The sequence below is a fragment of the Variovorax sp. Soil_C_12 genome (assembly GCF_057657375.1).
This window is the reverse complement of sequence record NZ_JBDGIO010000005.1, coordinates 203,563-221,926: the sequence shown is the minus strand read 5'-3', so window position 1 is coordinate 221,926 and position 18,364 is coordinate 203,563. Positions and strand designations below refer to the sequence as shown.

Annotated in this window: 14 protein-coding genes; 8 read left to right on the top strand and 6 right to left on the bottom strand. The window is 70.4% G+C overall.

The features are described from left to right. Positions 1 to 45 precede the first annotated feature (45 nt). The 7 genes from AC3A6X_RS15720 (at position 46) to AC3A6X_RS15690 (ending at position 6,941) form a co-directional block, all read left to right on the top strand. A complete protein-coding gene (locus AC3A6X_RS15720) occupies positions 46 to 843 on the top strand; it encodes a transporter substrate-binding domain-containing protein (protein WP_487843060.1) in 798 nt (265 codons plus the stop codon). Positions 844 to 851: 8 nt separating this feature from the next. Beyond that, the gene (locus AC3A6X_RS15715; RefSeq protein WP_309964491.1) at positions 852 to 1,631 is read left to right on the top strand and encodes an amino acid ABC transporter ATP-binding protein; all 780 of its coding nucleotides are present in this window, start codon (positions 852 to 854) and stop codon (positions 1,629 to 1,631) included. 10 nt (positions 1,632 to 1,641) lie between these two features. Continuing rightward, positions 1,642 to 2,385 carry a glutamine ABC transporter ATP-binding protein gene (locus AC3A6X_RS15710; protein ID WP_487843059.1) on the top strand — a complete coding sequence of 248 codons (744 nt, stop codon included), beginning with the start codon at positions 1,642 to 1,644 and terminating at the stop codon, positions 2,383 to 2,385. Next, entirely contained in the window at positions 2,382 to 3,332 is a 951-nt protein-coding gene (locus AC3A6X_RS15705) for a sugar kinase (RefSeq protein ID WP_487843058.1), read from the top strand. Before AC3A6X_RS15710 ends, AC3A6X_RS15705 begins: the two co-directional genes overlap by 4 nt. Next, the gene (locus AC3A6X_RS15700) at positions 3,329 to 4,315 is read left to right on the top strand and encodes a 2-hydroxyacid dehydrogenase (RefSeq protein ID WP_487843057.1); all 987 of its coding nucleotides are present in this window, start codon (positions 3,329 to 3,331) and stop codon (positions 4,313 to 4,315) included. The genes AC3A6X_RS15705 and AC3A6X_RS15700 overlap by 4 nt, the downstream gene beginning before the upstream one ends. Positions 4,316 to 4,470: 155 nt before the next feature. Next, entirely contained in the window at positions 4,471 to 5,463 is a 993-nt protein-coding gene (locus tag AC3A6X_RS15695; protein ID WP_487843056.1) for a LacI family DNA-binding transcriptional regulator, read from the top strand. 236 nt (positions 5,464 to 5,699) lie between these two features. Continuing rightward, a complete protein-coding gene (locus AC3A6X_RS15690; protein ID WP_487843055.1) occupies positions 5,700 to 6,941 on the top strand; it encodes an MFS transporter in 1,242 nt (413 codons plus the stop codon). Positions 6,942 to 6,945: 4 nt separating this feature from the next. On the opposite strand, the gene AC3A6X_RS15685 is transcribed toward AC3A6X_RS15690, so the two are convergent. The 6 genes from AC3A6X_RS15685 to AC3A6X_RS15660 all read right to left on the bottom strand — a co-directional run bounded on the left by AC3A6X_RS15685 (position 6,946) and on the right by AC3A6X_RS15660 (position 15,736). After that, positions 6,946 to 7,419 carry an RES family NAD+ phosphorylase gene (locus AC3A6X_RS15685; RefSeq protein WP_487843054.1) on the bottom strand — a complete coding sequence of 158 codons (474 nt, stop codon included), beginning with the start codon at positions 7,417 to 7,419 and terminating at the stop codon, positions 6,946 to 6,948. Further along, positions 7,416 to 7,925 carry an antitoxin Xre/MbcA/ParS toxin-binding domain-containing protein gene (locus tag AC3A6X_RS15680; protein WP_487843053.1) on the bottom strand — a complete coding sequence of 170 codons (510 nt, stop codon included), beginning with the start codon at positions 7,923 to 7,925 and terminating at the stop codon, positions 7,416 to 7,418. Before AC3A6X_RS15680 ends, AC3A6X_RS15685 begins: the two co-directional genes overlap by 4 nt. Before the next feature lie 93 nt (positions 7,926 to 8,018). Further along, positions 8,019 to 8,477, bottom strand: coding sequence for a RidA family protein (locus tag AC3A6X_RS15675; protein ID WP_487843052.1), 459 nt, complete (start codon positions 8,475 to 8,477; stop codon positions 8,019 to 8,021). Further along, a complete protein-coding gene (locus AC3A6X_RS15670; RefSeq protein ID WP_487843051.1) occupies positions 8,474 to 9,487 on the bottom strand; it encodes a transglutaminase family protein in 1,014 nt (337 codons plus the stop codon). Before AC3A6X_RS15670 ends, AC3A6X_RS15675 begins: the two co-directional genes overlap by 4 nt. An 11-nt stretch (positions 9,488 to 9,498) precedes the next feature. After that, positions 9,499 to 12,192 carry a circularly permuted type 2 ATP-grasp protein gene (locus AC3A6X_RS15665; protein ID WP_487843050.1) on the bottom strand — a complete coding sequence of 898 codons (2,694 nt, stop codon included), beginning with the start codon at positions 12,190 to 12,192 and terminating at the stop codon, positions 9,499 to 9,501. A gap of 46 nt (positions 12,193 to 12,238) precedes the next feature. Further along, a complete protein-coding gene (locus tag AC3A6X_RS15660; protein WP_487843049.1) occupies positions 12,239 to 15,736 on the bottom strand; it encodes a transglutaminase family protein in 3,498 nt (1,165 codons plus the stop codon). Between the two features lie 168 nt (positions 15,737 to 15,904). Between AC3A6X_RS15660 and AC3A6X_RS15655 the strand changes: the two genes are divergently transcribed. After that, the gene (locus AC3A6X_RS15655; RefSeq protein WP_487843295.1) at positions 15,905 to 18,292 is read left to right on the top strand and encodes a DNA internalization-related competence protein ComEC/Rec2; all 2,388 of its coding nucleotides are present in this window, start codon (positions 15,905 to 15,907) and stop codon (positions 18,290 to 18,292) included. Positions 18,293 to 18,364 lie beyond the last annotated feature (72 nt).

The window sequence follows — 18,364 nt, the reverse complement described above, 5'->3', positions numbered from 1 at the left end:
ACGCCTTTCCTTCCTCTTCACGTCCTCAATCACGGAGACCTCCACATGACTCTCTTCACCACCCGCCGCGCCGCCATCGCCGCCCTCGGCCTCGGCGCTGCGCTGACCGCCTTCGCACCGCTCGCCTCGGCCCAGACCGTGGCCGACATCAAGAAGAAGGGCGAGGTCACCATCGGCATGCTGGTCGACTTCCCGCCCTACGGCACCACCAACGCGCAGAACCAGCCTGACGGCTACGACGCCGACGTCGCCAAGCTGCTGGCCAAGGACTGGGGCGTCAAGGCCACCATCGTGCCGGTCACCGGCCCCAACCGCATTCCCTTCCTGCTGACCAACAAGGTCGACCTGCTGGTGGCCTCGCTGGCGGTAACGCCCGAGCGTGCCAAGCAGGTGCAGTTCTCGCAACCCTACGCGGCCGCGACCATCGTTCTCTACGGCAAGACCGGCAGCAACATCAAGGGCGCGGCCGACCTGAAGGGCGTGCGCGTGGGTGTGGCCCGTGCCAGCACGCAGGACGTGGCCGTGACCAAGGCCGCGCCCGAGGGCACCGAGATCCGCCGCTTCGACGACGACGCCTCGGCCATGCAGGCGCTGATCTCGGGGCAGGTCGACGCCATCGGCTGCTCGGTGACCGTCGCCGCCCAGATCGCCAAGCGCGTGCCGGCCAACACCTTCGAGAACAAGTTCACCCTGGTGCAGCAGGCCATGGCGATCGCCATGCGCCCGGGCCAGGACGAGCTCTTGAAGAACGTCAACGAGTTCGTGTCGAAGAACGCGGCGAACGGCGAGCTCAACAAGCTCTACAACAAGTGGCTGCAGACGGATCTGCCGAAACTCAACTGAGCGCCTCCATGAACCACGCAGTCGCTACCCACGCCGGTGCCGAATCGATCATCCGCATGGAAGCGGTGAACAAGTGGTACGGCACCTTCCAGGTGCTGACCGGCATCGACCTGTCGGTGCGCACCGGCGAGCGCATCGTGATCTGCGGGCCCTCGGGCTCCGGCAAGTCGACGCTGATCCGCTGCATCAACCGGCTCGAGACGGTGCAGAAGGGCAAGATCGTGGTCGACGGCATCGAGCTCACGGCCGGCGGCAAGAACGTCGACGCGGTGCGCGCCGAGGTCGGCATGGTGTTCCAGCAGTTCAACCTGTTCCCGCACCTCACCATCCTGCAGAACTGCACGCTGGCGCCGATGCGCTCGCGCGGCATGTCGAAGGAGCAGGCCGAGGAGGTGGCGATGAAGTACCTCACGCGCGTGCGCATCCCGGAGCAGGCCCACAAGTACCCGAGCCAGCTCTCGGGCGGGCAGCAGCAGCGCGTGGCGATCGCGCGGGCGCTGTGCATGTCGCCCAAGATCATGCTGTTCGACGAGCCCACCTCGGCGCTGGACCCCGAGATGGTCAAGGAAGTGCTCGACACCATGATCGGCCTGGCCGAGGACGGCATGACCATGCTGTGCGTGACGCACGAGATGGGCTTCGCGCGCAGCGTGGCGGACCGCGTGATCTTCATGGCCGACGGCAAGATCGTCGAGCAGGCGCCGCCGGGGGAATTCTTCGGCAGCCCGAAGCACGAGAAGACGAAGCAGTTTCTCGGGCAGATCCTCAGCTCGCATCAAGCGCACTGAAGAAGCCTAAATGAATGTATTGATTTCCTTGTCGTCCTTTGGTGCGGCCGAGGTGGGGCGGCATGGGCAGCTGTGGTGTACGCGGCTGGCGCTGGAGGCGGGGGCGGATGGCGTGGAGGTACGTGGGGAACTGCTGCGCGATGCGGCGGGCGAGTTGCCTGCGTTGGCCGGCCTGGCGGCCGTCTACTCGAGCCCCGAGGGGCTGTGGGCGCATGACGGCACTTTGGATGAAGGCGCGCTCGCACGAGGCCTGGCTGCGGCCAACACGCTGCGCGCGCACCGGCTCAAGATGTCGATCGGTGGTTTCGGCGCAACTTCGCATGCTTCCCTGTCGCGGCTCAAGTCGCTGCTCGATGCCCAGGCGGTGGAGTTGTTGATCGAGAACGACCAGACCGTCAGTGCCGGCACGCTTCCCGCGCTGCAGGCCTTCTTCGGTGCGGCCGACGCCGCCGGGCTCGACCTGGGCATGACCTTCGACATGGCCAACTGGCACTGGCTGGGCGAATGCCCGGTCGCGGCGGGCGAGGCGCTGGCGCCGCGCGTGCGCTACGTGCATTGCAAGGGCGTGCAGCGCTTGCCGGCCAAGTGGGTGGCGGTGCCGCTGGCCGACTCGCTCGCGCCCTGGCGCGCCGTGCTGCGGGTTTTGCCTGCGGATGTGCCGCACGCCATCGAATACCCTCTGGTCGGCGACGACCTGCTTGCCGTCACGCGCGAGCAGGTCGCGCAGATCCGTTCGCTGAAGGCCATTCCATGACAAGTTCCGAATTCGATGTCGCGCTGTTCGGCGAAGCCATGATGCTGCTGGTGGCCGACCAGCCCGGTCCCATCGAGAACGCCACCGGCTTCCACAAGCGCACCGCCGGCGCCGAGACCAACGTCGCGATCGGCCTCTCGCGCCTGGGCCTGAAGGTCGGTTGGGCCAGCCGGCTCGGCACCGACTCGATGGGCCGCTCGCTGCTGGCGACCATGCAGGCCGAGGGCCTCGACTGCTCGCATGTGATCAGCGACCCGGCGCAGCGCACCGGCTTCCAGTTCAAGGGCCGCGTGACCGACGGCAGCGACCCGCCGGTCGAGTACCACCGCAAGGGTTCGGCCGCGAGCCACATGGGGCCGGCCGACGTGGACGAGGCCTGGCTGCGCTCGGCGCGGCACCTGCATGCGACCGGCGTGTTCGCCGCCATCTCCGACACCAGCCTGCAGGCCTCCCTGAAGAGCATGGAGGTGATGCGCGCGGCGGGCCGCACCATCTCCTTCGATCCCAACCTGCGGCCCACGCTGTGGTCCTCGACCGAAACCATGCGGCACTGGATCAACGAGCTGGCCGCGCGCGCCGACTGGGTGCTGCCCGGCATGGAAGAGGGCCTGCTGCTCACCGGCCAGAGCACGCCCGAGGGCGTGGCACGCTTCTACCGCGAGCGCGGCGCAAAGCTGGTGGTGGTCAAGCTCGGCGCGGAGGGCGCCTACTACGACAGCGATGCGGCGGGCACCGGCCGCGTCGACGGCTTTCCGGTGGCCAAGGTGATCGACACCGTGGGCGCCGGCGACGGCTTCGCGGTGGGCGTGATCAGCGCGCTGCTCGAGGGCAAGACCTTGCCCGAGGCAGTGCGCCGCGCCGCCTGGATCGGCGCCCGCGCGGTGCAGGTGCTGGGCGACACGGAAGGCCTGCCGACGCGGGCGCAACTGGACGAGGCGCGGCTGTGACGCGCAAGAAGGTCCTGGTCTTTCGAGAGCTGCCCGAAGACCAGCGGGGCCGTCTGCAGGCGGCGCATGAGGTCACGGTGGCCAACCCGCGCATCGCGGAACAGCGCAGCGCCTTCGAGGCCGCGCTGTCCGAGGCCCAGGGGCTGATCGGCTCCAGCTTCCCGGTCGACGAAGCATTGCTCGCGCGCGCACGGAAGCTGGAAGTGATCTCCAGCGTCTCGGTAGGCGTGGACAACTACGCGCTGGCGGCGCTGCACGCGCGCGGCATCTTGCTGTGCCACACGCCGGGCGTGCTCGACGAGACGGTGGCCGATACCGTCTTCGCGCTGCTGATGGCGACCAGCCGTCGCGTGGTCGAGCTTTCCAGCCTGGTGCGCGAAGGCCGCTGGACGAAGAACATCGGCGAGGATCTGTTCGGCCACGACGTGCACGGCAAGACCCTGGGCCTGCTGGGCTTCGGCCGCATCGGCCAGGCCATCGCCCGGCGCGCGGCCCTGGGCTTCGGCATGCCGGTGCTCTACCACGCGCGGCGCGCCGTCGACCTGGCGGCGCAGGCGCCCGAGCTGCGGGGGCGGGCGACGCACACGGCGCTGGATGAACTGCTGTCACGTGCCGACATCGTGGTCGCCATGCTGCCGCTGTCGGACAGCACGCGCGGCATGATCGATGCGCGCGTGTTCGGCTGCATGAAGCCGGGCGCCATCTTCATCAACGGCGGGCGCGGCGCCACGGTGCAGGAGCCCGCACTGCTGGCCGCGCTCGACCAGGGCACGCTGCGCGCCGCCGGGCTCGACGTCTTCGCGACCGAGCCGTTGCCCCTGGATTCGCCGCTGCGCACCCACCCGCGCGTGACGCCGCTGCCGCACATCGGCTCGGCCACCCACGAGACGCGGCATGCGATGGCCGAGCTGGCCGTCACCAACCTGCTGAAGGCGCTCGCCGGCGAGCGGCCTTTGGCGGTCTACGACACGGCGTTTGCATGAGCCGCCGGGCCGCTCCCAAGGCGAATAGCACCGTAGCCGAAGGCGAAGGTGCTCCAGTGAGCCGCCGGGCCGCTCCCAAGGCGAATAGCACCGTAGCCGAAGGCGAAGGTACGCCGATAGGCCCGAGGAAGCCTGGCCGAGCGACCATCGGCGACGTGGCGAAGGAAGCCGGCGTCTCCAAGGCCACCGTCTCGCGCTTCCTCAATCACCGCGATCGCCTGCTGAGCGCCGACATCGCCGCGCGCGTCGAGGCCGCGGTCGCCAGGCTGGCCTACACGCCGAGTCCGATGGCCCAGGCCCTGAGCCATGGACGCTCGCGCCTGATCGGCCTGATCGTGGCCGACATCACCAACCCCTATTCGGTGGCCGTGCTGCGCGGCGCCGAAAAGGCCTGCCAGGAGGCCGGCTACCTGGTGATGCTGTTCAACCTCGGCAACGACATCGACCGCGAGCGCGAGGCCATCGATGCGCTCGCGGGCTACCAGGTGGACGGCTTCATCCTCAATACGCTGGGCCGCGGCGCCGGGCTGGTCGATGCCGACGCGCTGCACGGCAGGCCCGCGGTGCTGGTGGACCGCCGGCATGACGGCATGCACACCGACTTCGTCTCACTGGACAACCCGGCCGCGATGAAGGCCGCCTGCGGCCACCTGGTCGAGGGCGGATACCGCGAGCTGCTCTACATCACCGAGCCGCTGCAGGGCGTGAGCTCCCGGCGCGAGCGGACGGCGGCCTTCGGCGACTGCATCGCGGCGCACCAGCCGCGCGTTGCCGGCGAGGTGTTCGAAAGCACCGGCGAGGACAGCGATGCGCTCGACGCCGCCTTGCGCGCGCTGCGCAAGCGCGCCAGGAGCGGGCGCCGCGCCGCCGTGCTGTCCGGCAATGCGATCGTGACCCTGCGCGTTGCCTCGGCGATGGCGCGCCTGGGTTGGCATTTCGGCGTCGAGCTCGGCTTCGTGGGCTTCGACGATCCCGAATGGGCGCCGCTGATCGGCCCCGGCCTCAGCGCCGTCGCCCAGCCCACCGACGCCATCGGCCGCACCGCCGCAACCTGCCTGATCGAACGCCTGCGAGGACTCGAAGGGCCGCCGCGGCAACTGCTGCTTCCGGGAGAACTGGTGGTGCGCGGCTCTTCGGGCGCGGCATGACTCCCTCTCCCCCTGGGAGAGGGTTGGGGTGAGGGCACCGGACCGTTGATCCGGGCGCTCGCGCCTTGGTCGCTTCGCGCATAAGCATCCTCGACCCGCATTGTTAGCGATCGGGAAACGCACAACTTCCCCGCGCTGTCTTTGAGAAGCAGTGGTGCCCCCTCAGACTCGGCCTTCATTGCAACAAGCCCGGGCCATCCCCAAGGCCCAGGCTTTTCTTTTTGAAGTCCTTGCCCATGAATGCTCCCTGCACCACCTGCGACGATGCCGTGCTCGCGCCCGCGTACATGCAAGAGCCCACGCGTTCCACCTGGCTCGCGGTCGGCTCCATCGCCGTCGGCACCTTCGCCATGGTCACGACCGAATTCCTGCCCATCGGCCTCTTGACCGATATCGCGGCCGGCCTCGGCGTCTCCGACGGCACGGCCGGCCTGATGGTCACCATGCCCGGCGTGCTGGCCGCCTTCGCCGGCCCGGCCCTGATCGTGGCCTCGGGCCGGCTCGACCGGCGCACCGTGATGATCGCGCTCAGCGCGCTGCTGGTGGCCTCGAACTTCCTGGCCGCGCTGGCGCCCAATTTCGCCACCATGCTGCTCGCGCGCCTGCTGCTGGGCTTGTGCATCGGCGGCTTCTGGACCTTCGCGCCGGGCGCGGGCACCCAGCTGGTGCCGGACGCTTCGAAGGCGCGTGCCATGGCCATCGTGCTGGCCGGCATCTCGGGCGCCACCGTCTTCGGCGTGCCCATCACCGCCTTCCTCGGCAACCTGGCCGGCTGGCGCGCCGCCTTCGGGGCGACCGGCGTGCTCGCGGCCGTGGTGCTGCTGATGCAGATCTGGTTGCTGCCTTCGATGCCGCCGGCGCGCGCCATCCGGCCGCGCGACCTGCTGACGCCGCTCACCCGCCGCATGGCGCAGGTCGGGCTGCTGGCGGTGCTGTTCCTCATCGCCGGCCATTTCGCGGCCTACACCTACCTCAAGCCGCTGCTGCAGCAGAGCTTCGGCCTCGGGCCCGATGCGGTGACGACCTTGCTGCTGGTCTACGGCGCGACCGGCTTCGTCGGCACCTTCTTCGGCGGCAGCCTGGTGGCGCGCAGCGTTCGCGTGGCTGCACTGACGGCGGCGCTGCTGCTGGCTGCGGCGCTGGTGCTGGCGACCCTGGTCGGCAGCGGAATGTTGGCCGGCGCGCTCGTGGTCGTGGTCTGGGGCGTGGCCTTCGGCCTGATCCCGGTGGCGCTGACCGGATGGATGATGCAGGCCGTGCCCGATGCGCCCGAGGCCGGGCAGGCGCTGCTGGTGAGCGGTTTCCAGGTCGCCATCGCCAGCGGTGCGCTGGCCGGCGGGCTGGTGGTGGACGGCTACGGCATCGCGAACACCATGCTGATGAGTGCCGCGCTGGTTCTGGTGGCGGCAGCCGTCATCGGCACGCTGGGCCGGGCGCCGCGTCCGCTGGCCCTGAATGCCTCGGCCGAGCGGTCTTAGCAGGCTAGGAAAACATTCGATCGTCGAAGGTGAAAGGGTTGCGCTCGACGGTGACCGCGACGGATGCGAATGACGGATGGTTCGGGTTGAGAACGATGTTGTTCTCGCCGGGCTCGACCGCCGAGGGCACCCACAGTCCGAGCGCGTGGTTCGTTCTTCGCCATGCAATGCCGATCGACTGCGTCAGCGATTCCCGGTCGATCCAGTTGGAAGGCAGGTCCGTCAGGGCGCGCACGTCTTCGAGGATCGCGCCATCGGGAAGATCGAGACGCAACAAGGCCTGGTTCAGCGGCCTGATTCCGTTGCAATGGACGCGTTTCTCGAGTTGGCAGAGCGCCCGGCTGCCACCTGCGTAGACAACGGGGCGGCCGGCAGGAGGCGGCTGGTGCCAGCGGCCTGGGGTCAATGTCGACCCCAGGTCGAGTTGTTCGAATCGCAGCGCCCTGGTCGTTCCGATGCGCCAGACCGCCAGGCTCAAACAACGCCTCCGTGCTCGATCGCGTTGAGCATTGAGCGAACCTTCTCGCCGCCGAATTCGTTGGTGGCGAACTCAGCAGGTGCCTTGCCGTCCAGGAGAGGGTGGGGCGTTGCCATCCAGGTCGGGCCGTCTTCGCCGAACACCTCCGTGGCGCGTACCAGCAGGTCCGCCTGCCTGAACATGCGTTCCGTCACGACCGGCTCCAGCGGCTTTTCCGTGTGAGCGCGGGACAGCATGGAGGCGTTCAGGCACAGGGCCAGCTGAAGGTCCTTCTTGCGCGGCAACCGGGAGGCCTTGAACCATTCATCCACCGCACCGGCACGCATGCTCGAGGAAGCGTAGTGAGAGGCCTTGTCCCGATCGAGCCGACAGGAATTGGCGGAGCGATCGAAGAAGTGATCGCCGGAGCGAAGCCTGCGGTCAGGGGAGTCGAGGAACACCACGAAGACGCGCTCGAACTCCCGCGCCATCTTGCAGGCGGCCGATGAGGTTTCGTTCTTTGGCATTGCGCCACCTTAGCACAGTTGCAAATGCAACGTCTATATATTGCATTTGCACTGTTCAAAGGAAGCTCCCCTGCCTTGGGGGCGGGTCCGGCCTTACTCGACTTCAGCGATAAGCTCGATCTCGACGCAGGCCCCAAAGGGGATCTGCGCCACGCCGAAGGCACTGCGCGCATGCGCGCCCTTCTCGGGGCCGAAGACCTCGGCGAAGAACTCGCTGGCGCCGTTGGTCACCAGGTGCTGCTCGGTGAAGGTGGCCGTCGAGTTGACCAGGCTCATCACCTTGACGATGCGCTTGACCTTGTTCAGGTCGCCGATGGCCGCCTTGAGCGTGCCCAGCAGGTCGATCGCGATGGCACGCGCGGCCTGCTTGCCTTCCTCGGTGCCGAGGCCGGCGCCGAGCTGGCCGACCCAGGGCTTGCCGTCCTTCTTGGCGATATGGCCGGAGAGGAAGACCAGCTTGCCGGTCTGCACGAAGGGGACGTAGGCGGCGGCGGGGATGGCGACCGGCGGGAGGGTGATGCCGAGGCTTTTCAGTTTGTCGTCGATGCTCATGAGGGTTCCTTGTCTGGGTCTTGGAAGGGCGATTGTGTCTGGGTCTGGGTCTGGGTCTGGGTCTGGCTCTGGCTCTGCGACTGCACCTGCTGCGCCGCCTTCGCGGCCTCGGCCCGCAACTCCTCCAGCGGCCGCACCGTGACGCCGACGGACAGGGTGTGGCGCGCGCCCCCGTGCAGCACGCCGCGCATCGGCGAGACATCGGAGTAGTCGCGGCCGATGGCCAGCGCGACATAGTCCTCGCCGGGCTGGCGGCCGTTGGTGGGGTCGAATTCGGCCCAGTCGCCAGGCCCATCGGCGCCGGGAATGTAGACCGAGACCCAGGCATGCGAGGCATCGGCGCCGAGCAGCCGCGGCCGGCCCGGCGGCGGCTGCGTCAGCAGGTAGCCGCTGACGTAGCGCGCCGCCAGGCCCAGGGTGCGCAGGCAGGCGATCATGATGTGCGCGAAGTCCTGGCACACGCCGTGGCGCTGGGCCAGGGCCTCGATCGCCGGGGTGCTGATCTCGGTGCTGCCGCTGTCGTAGACGAAGTCGGTGTGCATGCGCAGCGCCAGGTCCATGGCGGCGTCGAAGAGCGGGCGGCCCGGCGTGAAGCTGGGCCGCGCATAGGCGGCGAAGTCGTCGTGCCGCGGCACGTAGTGCGAGGGGAAGACGAATTCGGCGGCGGCATCGAAGCGCGTTTCCTTGGCGTAGCGGAAGCGCTCGCGCACCTCCTCCCAAGGCAGTTCGCGCGCGGCGGCGGGCGAGAGCAGGGGCGTGGAGGTCTCGACCACGCTCTCGGCCGTGACCACCAGCTCCTCGTGGGTCGAGTCCAGCGCGAAGAAGGCGCGCGCGTTGCCGTAGACGTCAGGCGACTCGCTGCGTTGCGCAGGCTCGGGGCTGACCGTGAGCGCGTGGCTCACCAGGCGCTGCGACGGCGTGGCCCGCGGCTTGAGGTGCGCCAGGTGCTGGGCGGTTTCGACGGGGGGCGAATACGCGTAGCGCGTTTCGTGAGTGACGTGCAGGAGCATGGCTAGGCCCTCTAGGCCCCGACGGAATGGAGCGATTCCAAGGTCAGGGTGAAATAGCGGATGCCGATCGCATCCGACACATGGTAGGCCGCGGTCTCGCAGGTCTCGAGCAGCTGCGCCAGCGCGGCGTAGTCCGCGCGGGGCCCGGGCTCGCACAGGTGCTCCAGGGTCCAGGTGGCCGGGTCGGGCAGCTCGTGCGACAGCGCCGTGAGCTTGCCCGGCGCGCTGCCCGCGAGCCGCGCGATGCGCCCGCGCAGCGTCTGCGTGACCCAGGCCAGCGAGCGCGGGTTGTCGCCGTCCAGCACCAGCAGGTCGACCAGGGTGGCGACGTCGCGGCGCTGCTGGTAGCGCGCGTGGAAGGTGATGGTGCTGTCGAACAGCGCGACCATCGCCTCGAAGCCGCTCACGTCGTGTACCGAGCCGAGCTCGAAGCCGGCCGCCAGCGAGCTGGAGAGGAAGGCCAGGCGCTCGATGTGGCGGCCGATGGAGAGCAGGCGCCAGGCGTCGTCGCGCGTCATGCGGTCGGTCTGGGCGCCGGTCATGGCGGACAGCGCGGCGCTGGCGGACTCGAGCATGCGCAGCGCGGCGGCGCTGGCATAGCCGCCTTCGCCGCGCTCGCCGGCCTGCTCGGCGCTGCGGCGCATGAACTCGGCCTCGGCGCGCACGATCTGGTTCCAGTGGTCCGGCGACAGCCGCTCGCGCACCGCGGCCGCGGCCTGGCGCACGCAGCGCAGGCTGTAGCCCACGCTGCCGCCCTCGTCGATGTCGCCCAGCTCGGCGATCAGCGCGCGCTCGAAGACGCGCCGCGAGCGCGGCAGCCTGGGCACGTCGCGCGGCACCAGTGCGTTGCGCCGCGCCATGTCGTGCAGCCAGGTCAGCAGGCTGGGCGACGAAGGATCTTCGCCGCTGAGGAGGTCCAGCGTGAGCCGCGCCAGGCGCACGGCGTTCTCGGCGCGTTCGGTATAGCGGCCCAGCCAGAACATGTTCTCGGCCGCGCGGCTGGTGACCGGCGCGCGGTGGCGCGCCAGCGAGGCCGGCGTGCTGTGGGCCTGCAGCAGGGTGGTGCGGTCGACTTCGCCGTGCGTCTGCACCCACACGTCGGCACTGCTGCCGCCACGCTGCATCGAGGCGATCTGCGCGTCGGCCGCCGCCAGCCGTGCCAGCCCGCCAGGCAGCACGCGCCAGGACTGCGGGCCGACGCAGACCGCGAAGACGCGCAGCAGCACCGCGCGTGGCGCGATGCGGCCCTCGCCCAGGTCCTGGCTCCAGGTCGGCATCTGCGCGATCGGCAGGTAGTTCTGCACCGTGTATTCCTCGCCCTCGCGCACGATGCGGCCGGCCCATTCGTCGAGCTCGCGCCGGCTCAGGCGGCTGCCGAGCATGGTCTCGAAGCCGGCATGCCCGTCCTCGCCGGCGTAGGTGGGCTTGATGGTGCAGCCGGCCAGCTGCGGCAGCACGGCCTCCATCGCGGCGCGCTCGCCGCACCACCAGGTGGGCAGGGCCGGCAGCAGCAGCTTCTCGCCCAGCAGCCGGCGCGACAGCGCGGGCAGGAAGCCGAGCAGCGCGGGCGATTCGAGGAAGGCCGAGCCGGGCGTGTTGGCCACCAGCACGTTGCCGGCACGCACCGCCTGCAGCAGGCCGGGCACGCCGAGGGTGGAATCGGCGCGCAGCTCCAGCGGGTCGAGGAACTGGTCGTCCAGGCGCTTGATCAGCCCGTGGACCGGCCGCAGCCCCTGCAAGGTCTTGAGGTAGAGCCGCTGGTCGCGCACCGTGAGGTCGTTGCCCTCGACCAGCGTGATGCCCAGGTAGCGCGCGATGTAGGCGTGTTCGAAGTAGGTCTCGTTGTAGGGCCCGGGCGTCAGCAGCACGATGTGCGGCGGCTGGCCGGCGGGGCACATGTGCTGCAGGCCCTCCATCATCGCGTTGTAGGTGGCGGCCAGGCGCTGCACGTGCAGCGCCTCGAAGGCTTGCGGGAACTGCCGCGCGATGGCCAGGCGGTTCTCCAGCAGATAGCCCAGGCCCGAGGGTGCCTGCGTGCGCTGCGACACCACCCACCAGTTGCCGTCGGGGCCGCGCGCGAGGTCCAGGGCGGCAATGCGCAGCCAGGTGTCGCCCGGCGGGCGCACGCCGTGCATCGCTCGCAGGTAGCCCGGGTTGCCATGCACCAGGGCGGGCGGCAGCAGGCCTTCGGCCAGCAGCTTCTGCGGGCCGTAGACGTCGGCCAGGACGCGATCGAGCAGGCGCACGCGCTGCAGCGTGCCGGCCTCGATCGTGGCCCAGCTCTCGGGCGGAACGATCAGCGGGAAGAGATCGAGCGACCAGGGCCGCTGCGGGCTGTCGGTGTCGGCATACACGTTGTAGGTGACGCCGTTGTCGCGGATCTGGCGCTCCAGGCTGACGGCGCGGCGGGGGAGGTCGCTGAAACCCTCGGTGCCGAGTTGCTCGAAGAAGCCGGCCCAATGCGGCGCCAGCGGGGCGCGTTCATCGGCCGGGGCCTCGGCCGGCGTGGCCGGGGGCGGGGAGGATGCGTCGTGCAGCGGCGCCGGCTGCGAGGGCACGCCGAGCCGCGGCACGCTGGCCGGCGTGGCGAGGCCGCGCAGCTCGTCGAAATGCCCCGGCGCGGCCGGCGGCGCGAGCGACGACGCCAGGACGGCCGGCGATTCCAGCGCCTGGGCGTCGAAGAGGGATTCGTTCAAGGGGTCCACGGTGCGTTGATTGTCACACCCTCGCCACAAGACCCAGGCTCGCGCGTCAAGCTTTGCGCAAATCCAGCGTGAACGGGAATTCCCGGCTGCCCGCGATCTCGATGCTCGCCGGCGGGGTGCGAAGCAGTCCCGGCGAATGGCCCATGCGCGAGAAGCGCGACAGGCGCCGGCTCTCGGCCTCGTAGGCATTGACGGGGAAGGTGTCGTAGCTGCGTCCGCCCGGATGCGAGACGAAGTACTGGCAGCCGCCGAGCGAACGCTTCATCCAGGTGTCGACGATGTCGAAGGTCAGCGGCGCATGCACGCCGATGCTGGGGTGCAGCGCCGAGGGCGGATTCCAGGCCTTGTAGCGCACGCCGGCCACGAACTCGCCGGCCGTGCCGGTGGGCTGCAGCGGCAGCACCTGGCCATTGACGGTGATGACGTAGCGGCTCTCGTTGAGGCCGGTCACGCGCACCTCGACGCGCTCCAGCGACGAGTCGACATAGCGCACCGTGCCGCCGGCCGAGCCTTCCTCGCCCATCACGTGCCAGGGCTCGAGCGCGTTGCGCAGCGAGAGCTCCACGCCCATGGCCTGCACCTGGCCGACCAGCGGGAAGCGGAACTCGAAATGCGGCGCGAACCAGACCGGGTCGAAGGCGAAGCCGGCCTGGCGCATCTCGCTGATGACGTCCTCGAAGTCCATCTTGACGAAGGTGGACAGCAAGAAGCGGTCGTGCAGCTCGGTGCCCCAGCGCGTGACGGGGGCGCGGTAGGGCGCGTCCCAGAAGCGCGCCACCATGGCGCGCAGCAGCAGCTGCTGCGCGATGCTCATGCGCGCATGCGGCGGCATCTCGAAGGCGCGCAGCTCCAGCAGGCCGAGGCGGCCGGTGGTGGCGTCGGGCGAGTAGAGCTTGTCGATGCAGAACTCGCTGCGGTGCGTGTTGCCGGTGACGTCGACGAGGATGTTGCGCAGCGTGCGGTCGACCAGCCAGGGCGGCATGTCCTCGCCATGCACCTCGCGGCTGCGCGCGATCTGGGCCAGAGCGATCTCCAGCTCGTAGACCTGGTCGTTGCGCGCCTCGTCCACGCGCGGCGCCTGGCTGGTGGGGCCGATGAAGAGGCCCGAGAACAAATAGCTGAGCGAGGGGTGGTTGTGCCAGTAGAGCAGCAGGCTCGCGAGCAGCTCGGGCCGGCGCAGGAAGGGGCTGTCGGCGGGCGTGGCGCCGCCCAGCACGAAGTGGTTGCCGCCGCCGGTGCCGGTGTGGCGGCCGTCGGTCATGAACTTCTCGGCCGACAGCCGGGTCTCGAAGGCCGCGCCGTAGAGAAACTCGGTGTGCTCCACCAGCTCGCGCCAGTTGTGGGCCGGATGGATGTTGACCTCGATCACGCCCGGATCGGGCGTGACCTGCAGCAGCTTGAGGCGCGGATCGCGCGGCGGCGGATAGCCTTCGATCACCACCCGCAGGTCGAGCTCCCCGGCGGTGGCCTCGACCGCGGCGAGCAGGTCGAGGTAATCCTCCAGCCGCGCCAGCGGCGGCATGAAGACGTAGAGCACGCCCGAGGCGCTGCCGAGCTTCTCGGCTGCGGGCCCGTTGGCGCGGCGCGGGTCGCGCACTTCCACGCACAGCGCGGAGCGCGTGATCCAGTGGGCCGACTCGCCGCGCCGCGGAGGGCGCACCGTGGTCGGCTCCGCCGCGGCCTGCGCGCGCGCCGCCGCGGCATTGCCGTGCGCGGCCTGGAAGCGCACGGCGGTTGGCGACTGCTGCGGCGTGCCGAAGTCGTAGGGCACTTCGACGAGGTCGGGCGCGCTGCCCGGCGTGCCCTCGTAGCGCGCCCGGAACAGGGCCGAGGCCGGCAGGGGCGCGCGTGGCGCGGTGGGGTCGCGCTCGACCAGGTAGGGGTAGTCGCCCTTGCTGGCCCAGGGCTGCGAATCCAGCGGCAGGCGCAAGCCCATCGGCGAATCGCCTGGGATCAGGTAGAGGCGGTCGTCGCGCAGGAACCAGGGGCCGGTCTTCCAGCCCGGGCCGGCGAGCGCGGGCGCATCGGTGTCGGCGTTGGCGGCCTCGATGGGCAGCACGTAGCCGATGACGGCATCGAGCTTCTGCGTGAACACGCGGCGCAGGCGCACGCGCTCCATCTCGTCGTCGAGCTTCGAGTCGAAGGGGTCGACGTTCACCGGCAGCCGGCGCTCGCGCCAGAGGTAGTAGTAGACGTCCTCGTAGCCGGGCTGCACGAAGCGGTCGGTCAGGCCCAGCCGGTGCGCCAGGGCGCGGGTGAAGCGCTGCGCGTCTTCGCTGGTGTAGTGGGTGGGATGGCGCTCGTCGGCGAAGAGCTCGGGGCGGTGCCACACGGGCTGGCCGTCGGCGCGCCAGAAGATCGACAGCGCCCAGCGCGGCAGCTGCTCGCCCGGGTACCACTTGCCCTGCCCGAAATGCAGGAAGCCGCCCTGGCCGTACTCGTCGCGCAGCCGGTGCACCAGCTCGGTCGCGTAGCCGCGCTTGGTGGGGCCCAGCGCATCGGTGTTCCATTCGGCGGCGTCGCGGTCGGTGGTGGCAACGAAGGTGGGCTCGCCGCCCATGGTGAGGCGCACGTCGCCGGCCGCCAGGCGCGCATCGACGGCATCGCCCAGGGCCAGCACCTCGGCCCACTGGTCCTCGGTGTAGGGCTTGGTCACGCGCGGCGACTCGTGGATGCGCGTGACCTTCATTTCGTGGCCGAAGTCCACCTCGGCCTCGTCGACTCCGCCTTCGATCGGCGCCGCGCTGGAGGGCGTGGGCGTGCAAGCCAGCGGGATATGGCCTTCGCCGGCCATCAGGCCCGAGGTGGCGTCGAGGCCGACCCAGCCGGCGCCCGGCAGGTAGACCTCGCACCAGGCGTGCAGGTCGGTGAAGTCGACGTTGGTGCCGCTGGGACCGTCGAGCGCCTTCACGTCGGGCGTGAGCTGGATCAGGTAGCCCGAGACGAAGCGCGCCGCCAATCCTACGTTTCGCAGCAGCTGCACCAGCAGCCAGGCCGAGTCGCGGCAGGAGCCCGAGGCATTGCCCAGCGTCTGCTCCGGCGTCTGCACGCCGGGTTCCATGCGGATCAGGTAGTTGACGTCCTGCTGCACCTGCTGGTTGATGCCGACCAGGAAGTCGATGGTGCGCTGCGTCTTGCGGTCGATCTTCTCGAGGTAGGCGGCCACCAGCGGCGTGGCGGGATCGGCCACCAGGTAGGGCGCCAGCTCCTGCGCCTGCGATTCGGTGTACTTGAAGGGAAAGTTCTCGGCCTGCGGCTCGAGGAAGAAGTCGAAGGGGTTGTAGACCGCCATCTCGACCACCAGGTCGACCGTGACCTTGAACTCGCGCGCCTTCTCGGGGAACACCAGCCGCGCGAGGTAGTTCGCGAAGGGGTCCTGCTGCCAGTTGACGAAGTGCTGCTCGGGCTCGACCCGCAGCGAGTACGAGATCACCTTGCTGCGGCAATGCGGCGCGGGACGCAGGCGTACCACCTGGGGGCCCAGTTGCACCGGACGGTCGTACTTGTAGTGGGTGACGTGGTGGAGTGCGGCGTGGATGGACATTTTTTTCTAAAGCGTCGAGGGAGCCTCTGAACGAGGACGCATACTAGCCCACAGGCATAGCAATTAGCGCGCCACAGAGCGCAGCTGAGGGAGTGATTGCAGCATGGCATCGGTGAGTGTTTCGTGACGGCCGGCGAGCAGGGCCGCGGCTTGGGCTTCTTTGCCTTGATGGCCGGCTCGGTGCTGGGCGCGGCCTTGCAGCTGCAGCAGGCCGCGCTGTGGGGCGCCGCCGTCTACGTCGCCATGCTGGCGGCCGCGGCGGCATGCCTGCCGTTGCTGCGCGGGCGGGGGCCATCCGCGCGCGTCCTGCTGCCTGCCCTGCTGATCGCCGGGGCGATGGCCGGCGGCGGCCTCGCGGGCTGGCGTGCCTGCGCCTATGCGGGCGAAGCGTTGCATCCCTCCCTCGAAGGCCGCGACCTGCAGGTGGAGGGCGTGGTCTCGCAGATGCCGCAGCACGGCGATGGGGCCGTGCGCTTTCTCTTCGATGTCGAGAGCGCCCGCTGGGCCGGCGATGCCGACAGCAGGCTGCCGCGCACACCCTCACGCATCGCGCTGGGCTGGTACGCGGACAACACCGGCTTCTGGGGGCGCGCGCCTGAGCAGGCCTCGCGCGCCGAGCCCGCTGCCGCGCCGGGCGCCGTGCACGCGGGCGAGCGCTGGCGCATGACGGTGCGCCTGAAGGCGCCGCACGGCAATCTCAACCCGCATGGCTTCGACCAGGAGCTGCGGTTGTGGGAGCAGGGCGTGCAGGCCAGCGGCTACGTGCGCACGGGCACGCGGGATGCGCCGCCGCAGCCGCTCGGGCAGACCTGGCGCCACCCCGTCGAGCGGGCGCGCGAAGCGGTGCGCGACGCCGTCTTCGAGCGCGTGCCCGAGCGCCGGCCGGCCGGCGTGATCGCGGCCCTGGTCACCGGCGATCAGAACGCGATCGAGCGTGCCGACTGGGACGTGTTCCGCGCCACCGGCGTGGCGCACCTGATGTCGATCTCAGGCCTGCACATCACGATGTTCGCCTGGCTGGCCGCATGGGCGGTGGGCGCGGCCTGGCGGCGCAGCAGCCGCCTCACGCTGTGGCTGCCCGCGCCACATGCGGCCCTGGTGGGCGGCGTGCTGCTGGCGACGCTGTATGCCCTCTTCAGCGGCTGGGGCCTGCCCTCGCAGCGCACGGTCTGGATGCTGGCCACGGTCGCGCTGCTGCGGCTCACCGGCCGGCAGTGGCCCTGGCCCTTCGTCTGGCTGGGCGCATGCGCGGTGGTCGTGGCTGTCGATCCCTGGGCACTGATGCAGGCGGGCTTCTGGCTCAGCTTCGTCGCCGTCGGCGTGCTGTTCGCCAGCGGGTCGGCGGACGCCGGCGGTGCGGGCGCCGCGGCGCGCCTGGCGCGCATGGCGCGCGAGCAATGGGCGGTGACGCTGGCGCTGACGCCGCTGAGCCTGCTGCTGTTCCATCAGGTCTCGAGCGTCGGGCTGCTGGCCAATGCCATCGCCATTCCCTGGGTCACGCTGGTTCTGACGCCGCTCGCCATGCTCGGCGTGCTGATGCCGCCCCTGTGGGACCTGGCCGCCCGGGCGGTGCAACTGCTGGCCTTCGTGCTGCAGTGGCTGGCCGAGCTGCCGCTGGCCACGCTCTCGGCGCCGGCGCCTGCGCTCTGGGCCAGCGTCGCCGGCGTGGCCGGCGGGGTGCTGCTGGCCATGCGCCTGCCCTGGGCACTGCGCCTGCAGGGGCTGCCGCTGCTGCTGCCGGCACTGCTCTGGCAGGCGCCGCGGCCGCCGGCGGGCGAGTTCGAGCTGCTGGCGGCCGACATCGGCCAGGGCAATGCGGTGCTCGTGCGCACCGCGACCCACAGCCTGCTCTACGACGCCGGTCCGCGCTACAGCCTGGAAAGCGATGCCGGCCACCGGGTCCTGGTGCCGCTGCTTCGGGCGCTGGGCGAGCGGCTGGACACCGTCGTCCTGAGCCACCGCGACAGCGACCACACCGGCGGCGCGCCCGCGGTGCTGGCGACGCAGGCCGAGGCCGAGCTGCGCAGCTCGGTCGAGGCTGGGCACCCGCTGCAGCAGCTGCGGCCGGTCCAGCGCTGCCTGACCGGCCAGCAGTGGACCTGGGACGGCGTGCGCTTCGAGATCCTCCACCCCCAGGAGGCCGACTACGCCGGCTTCACCAAGCCGAACGCGGTCTCCTGCGTGCTGCGCGTCGGCAACGGGCGTGCCGCCGTGCTGCTGGCCGGCGACATCGAGCGGGTGCAGGAAGCCGCGCTGGCAGCGCGCACGCCGGCGCTGCAGGCCGACCTGCTGCTGGTCCCCCACCATGGCAGCAAGACCTCCTCGACCCCCGCGCTGCTCGACGCCGTGCAGCCGCGCATCGCGCTGGTCCAGGCCGGCTACCGCAACCGCTTCGGCCACCCCGCCGGTGAGGTGGTGGCGCGCTATGCGGAGCGCGGCATCGCCCTGGTCGATTCGGCGCATTGCGGCGCCGCCCGCTGGTCCAGCGCCCATCCCGGGAGCGTTCGCTGCGAACGGCAGGAAGGCCGGCGCTACTGGCATCACCAGCCGCCCTGAATGTCGCGTTGGGGTTAGCGTGAGCAGAGCGTCTGGCCTTGAACTTGCTAAGCTACGGCCAAGGAGATTGGT

Bases quoted from the DNA above. Each gene is read 5' to 3' on its own strand.
- AC3A6X_RS15720 (WP_487843060.1), top strand. From the start codon at position 46: ATGACTCTCTTCACCACCCGCCGCGCCGCCATCGCCGCCCTCGGCCTC.
- AC3A6X_RS15715 (WP_309964491.1), top strand. From the start codon at position 852: ATGAACCACGCAGTCGCTACCCACGCCGGTGCCGAATCGATCATCCGC.
- AC3A6X_RS15710 (WP_487843059.1), top strand. From the start codon at position 1,642: ATGAATGTATTGATTTCCTTGTCGTCCTTTGGTGCGGCCGAGGTGGGG.
- AC3A6X_RS15705 (WP_487843058.1), top strand. From the start codon at position 2,382: ATGACAAGTTCCGAATTCGATGTCGCGCTGTTCGGCGAAGCCATGATG.
- AC3A6X_RS15690 (WP_487843055.1), top strand. From the start codon at position 5,700: ATGAATGCTCCCTGCACCACCTGCGACGATGCCGTGCTCGCGCCCGCG.
- AC3A6X_RS15680 (WP_487843053.1), bottom strand. From the start codon at position 7,925: ATGCCAAAGAACGAAACCTCATCGGCCGCCTGCAAGATGGCGCGGGAG.
- AC3A6X_RS15675 (WP_487843052.1), bottom strand. From the start codon at position 8,477: ATGAGCATCGACGACAAACTGAAAAGCCTCGGCATCACCCTCCCGCCG.
- AC3A6X_RS15670 (WP_487843051.1), bottom strand. From the start codon at position 9,487: ATGCTCCTGCACGTCACTCACGAAACGCGCTACGCGTATTCGCCCCCC.
- AC3A6X_RS15660 (WP_487843049.1), bottom strand. From the start codon at position 15,736: ATGTCCATCCACGCCGCACTCCACCACGTCACCCACTACAAGTACGAC.
- AC3A6X_RS15655 (WP_487843295.1), top strand. From the start codon at position 15,905: ATGGCCGGCTCGGTGCTGGGCGCGGCCTTGCAGCTGCAGCAGGCCGCG.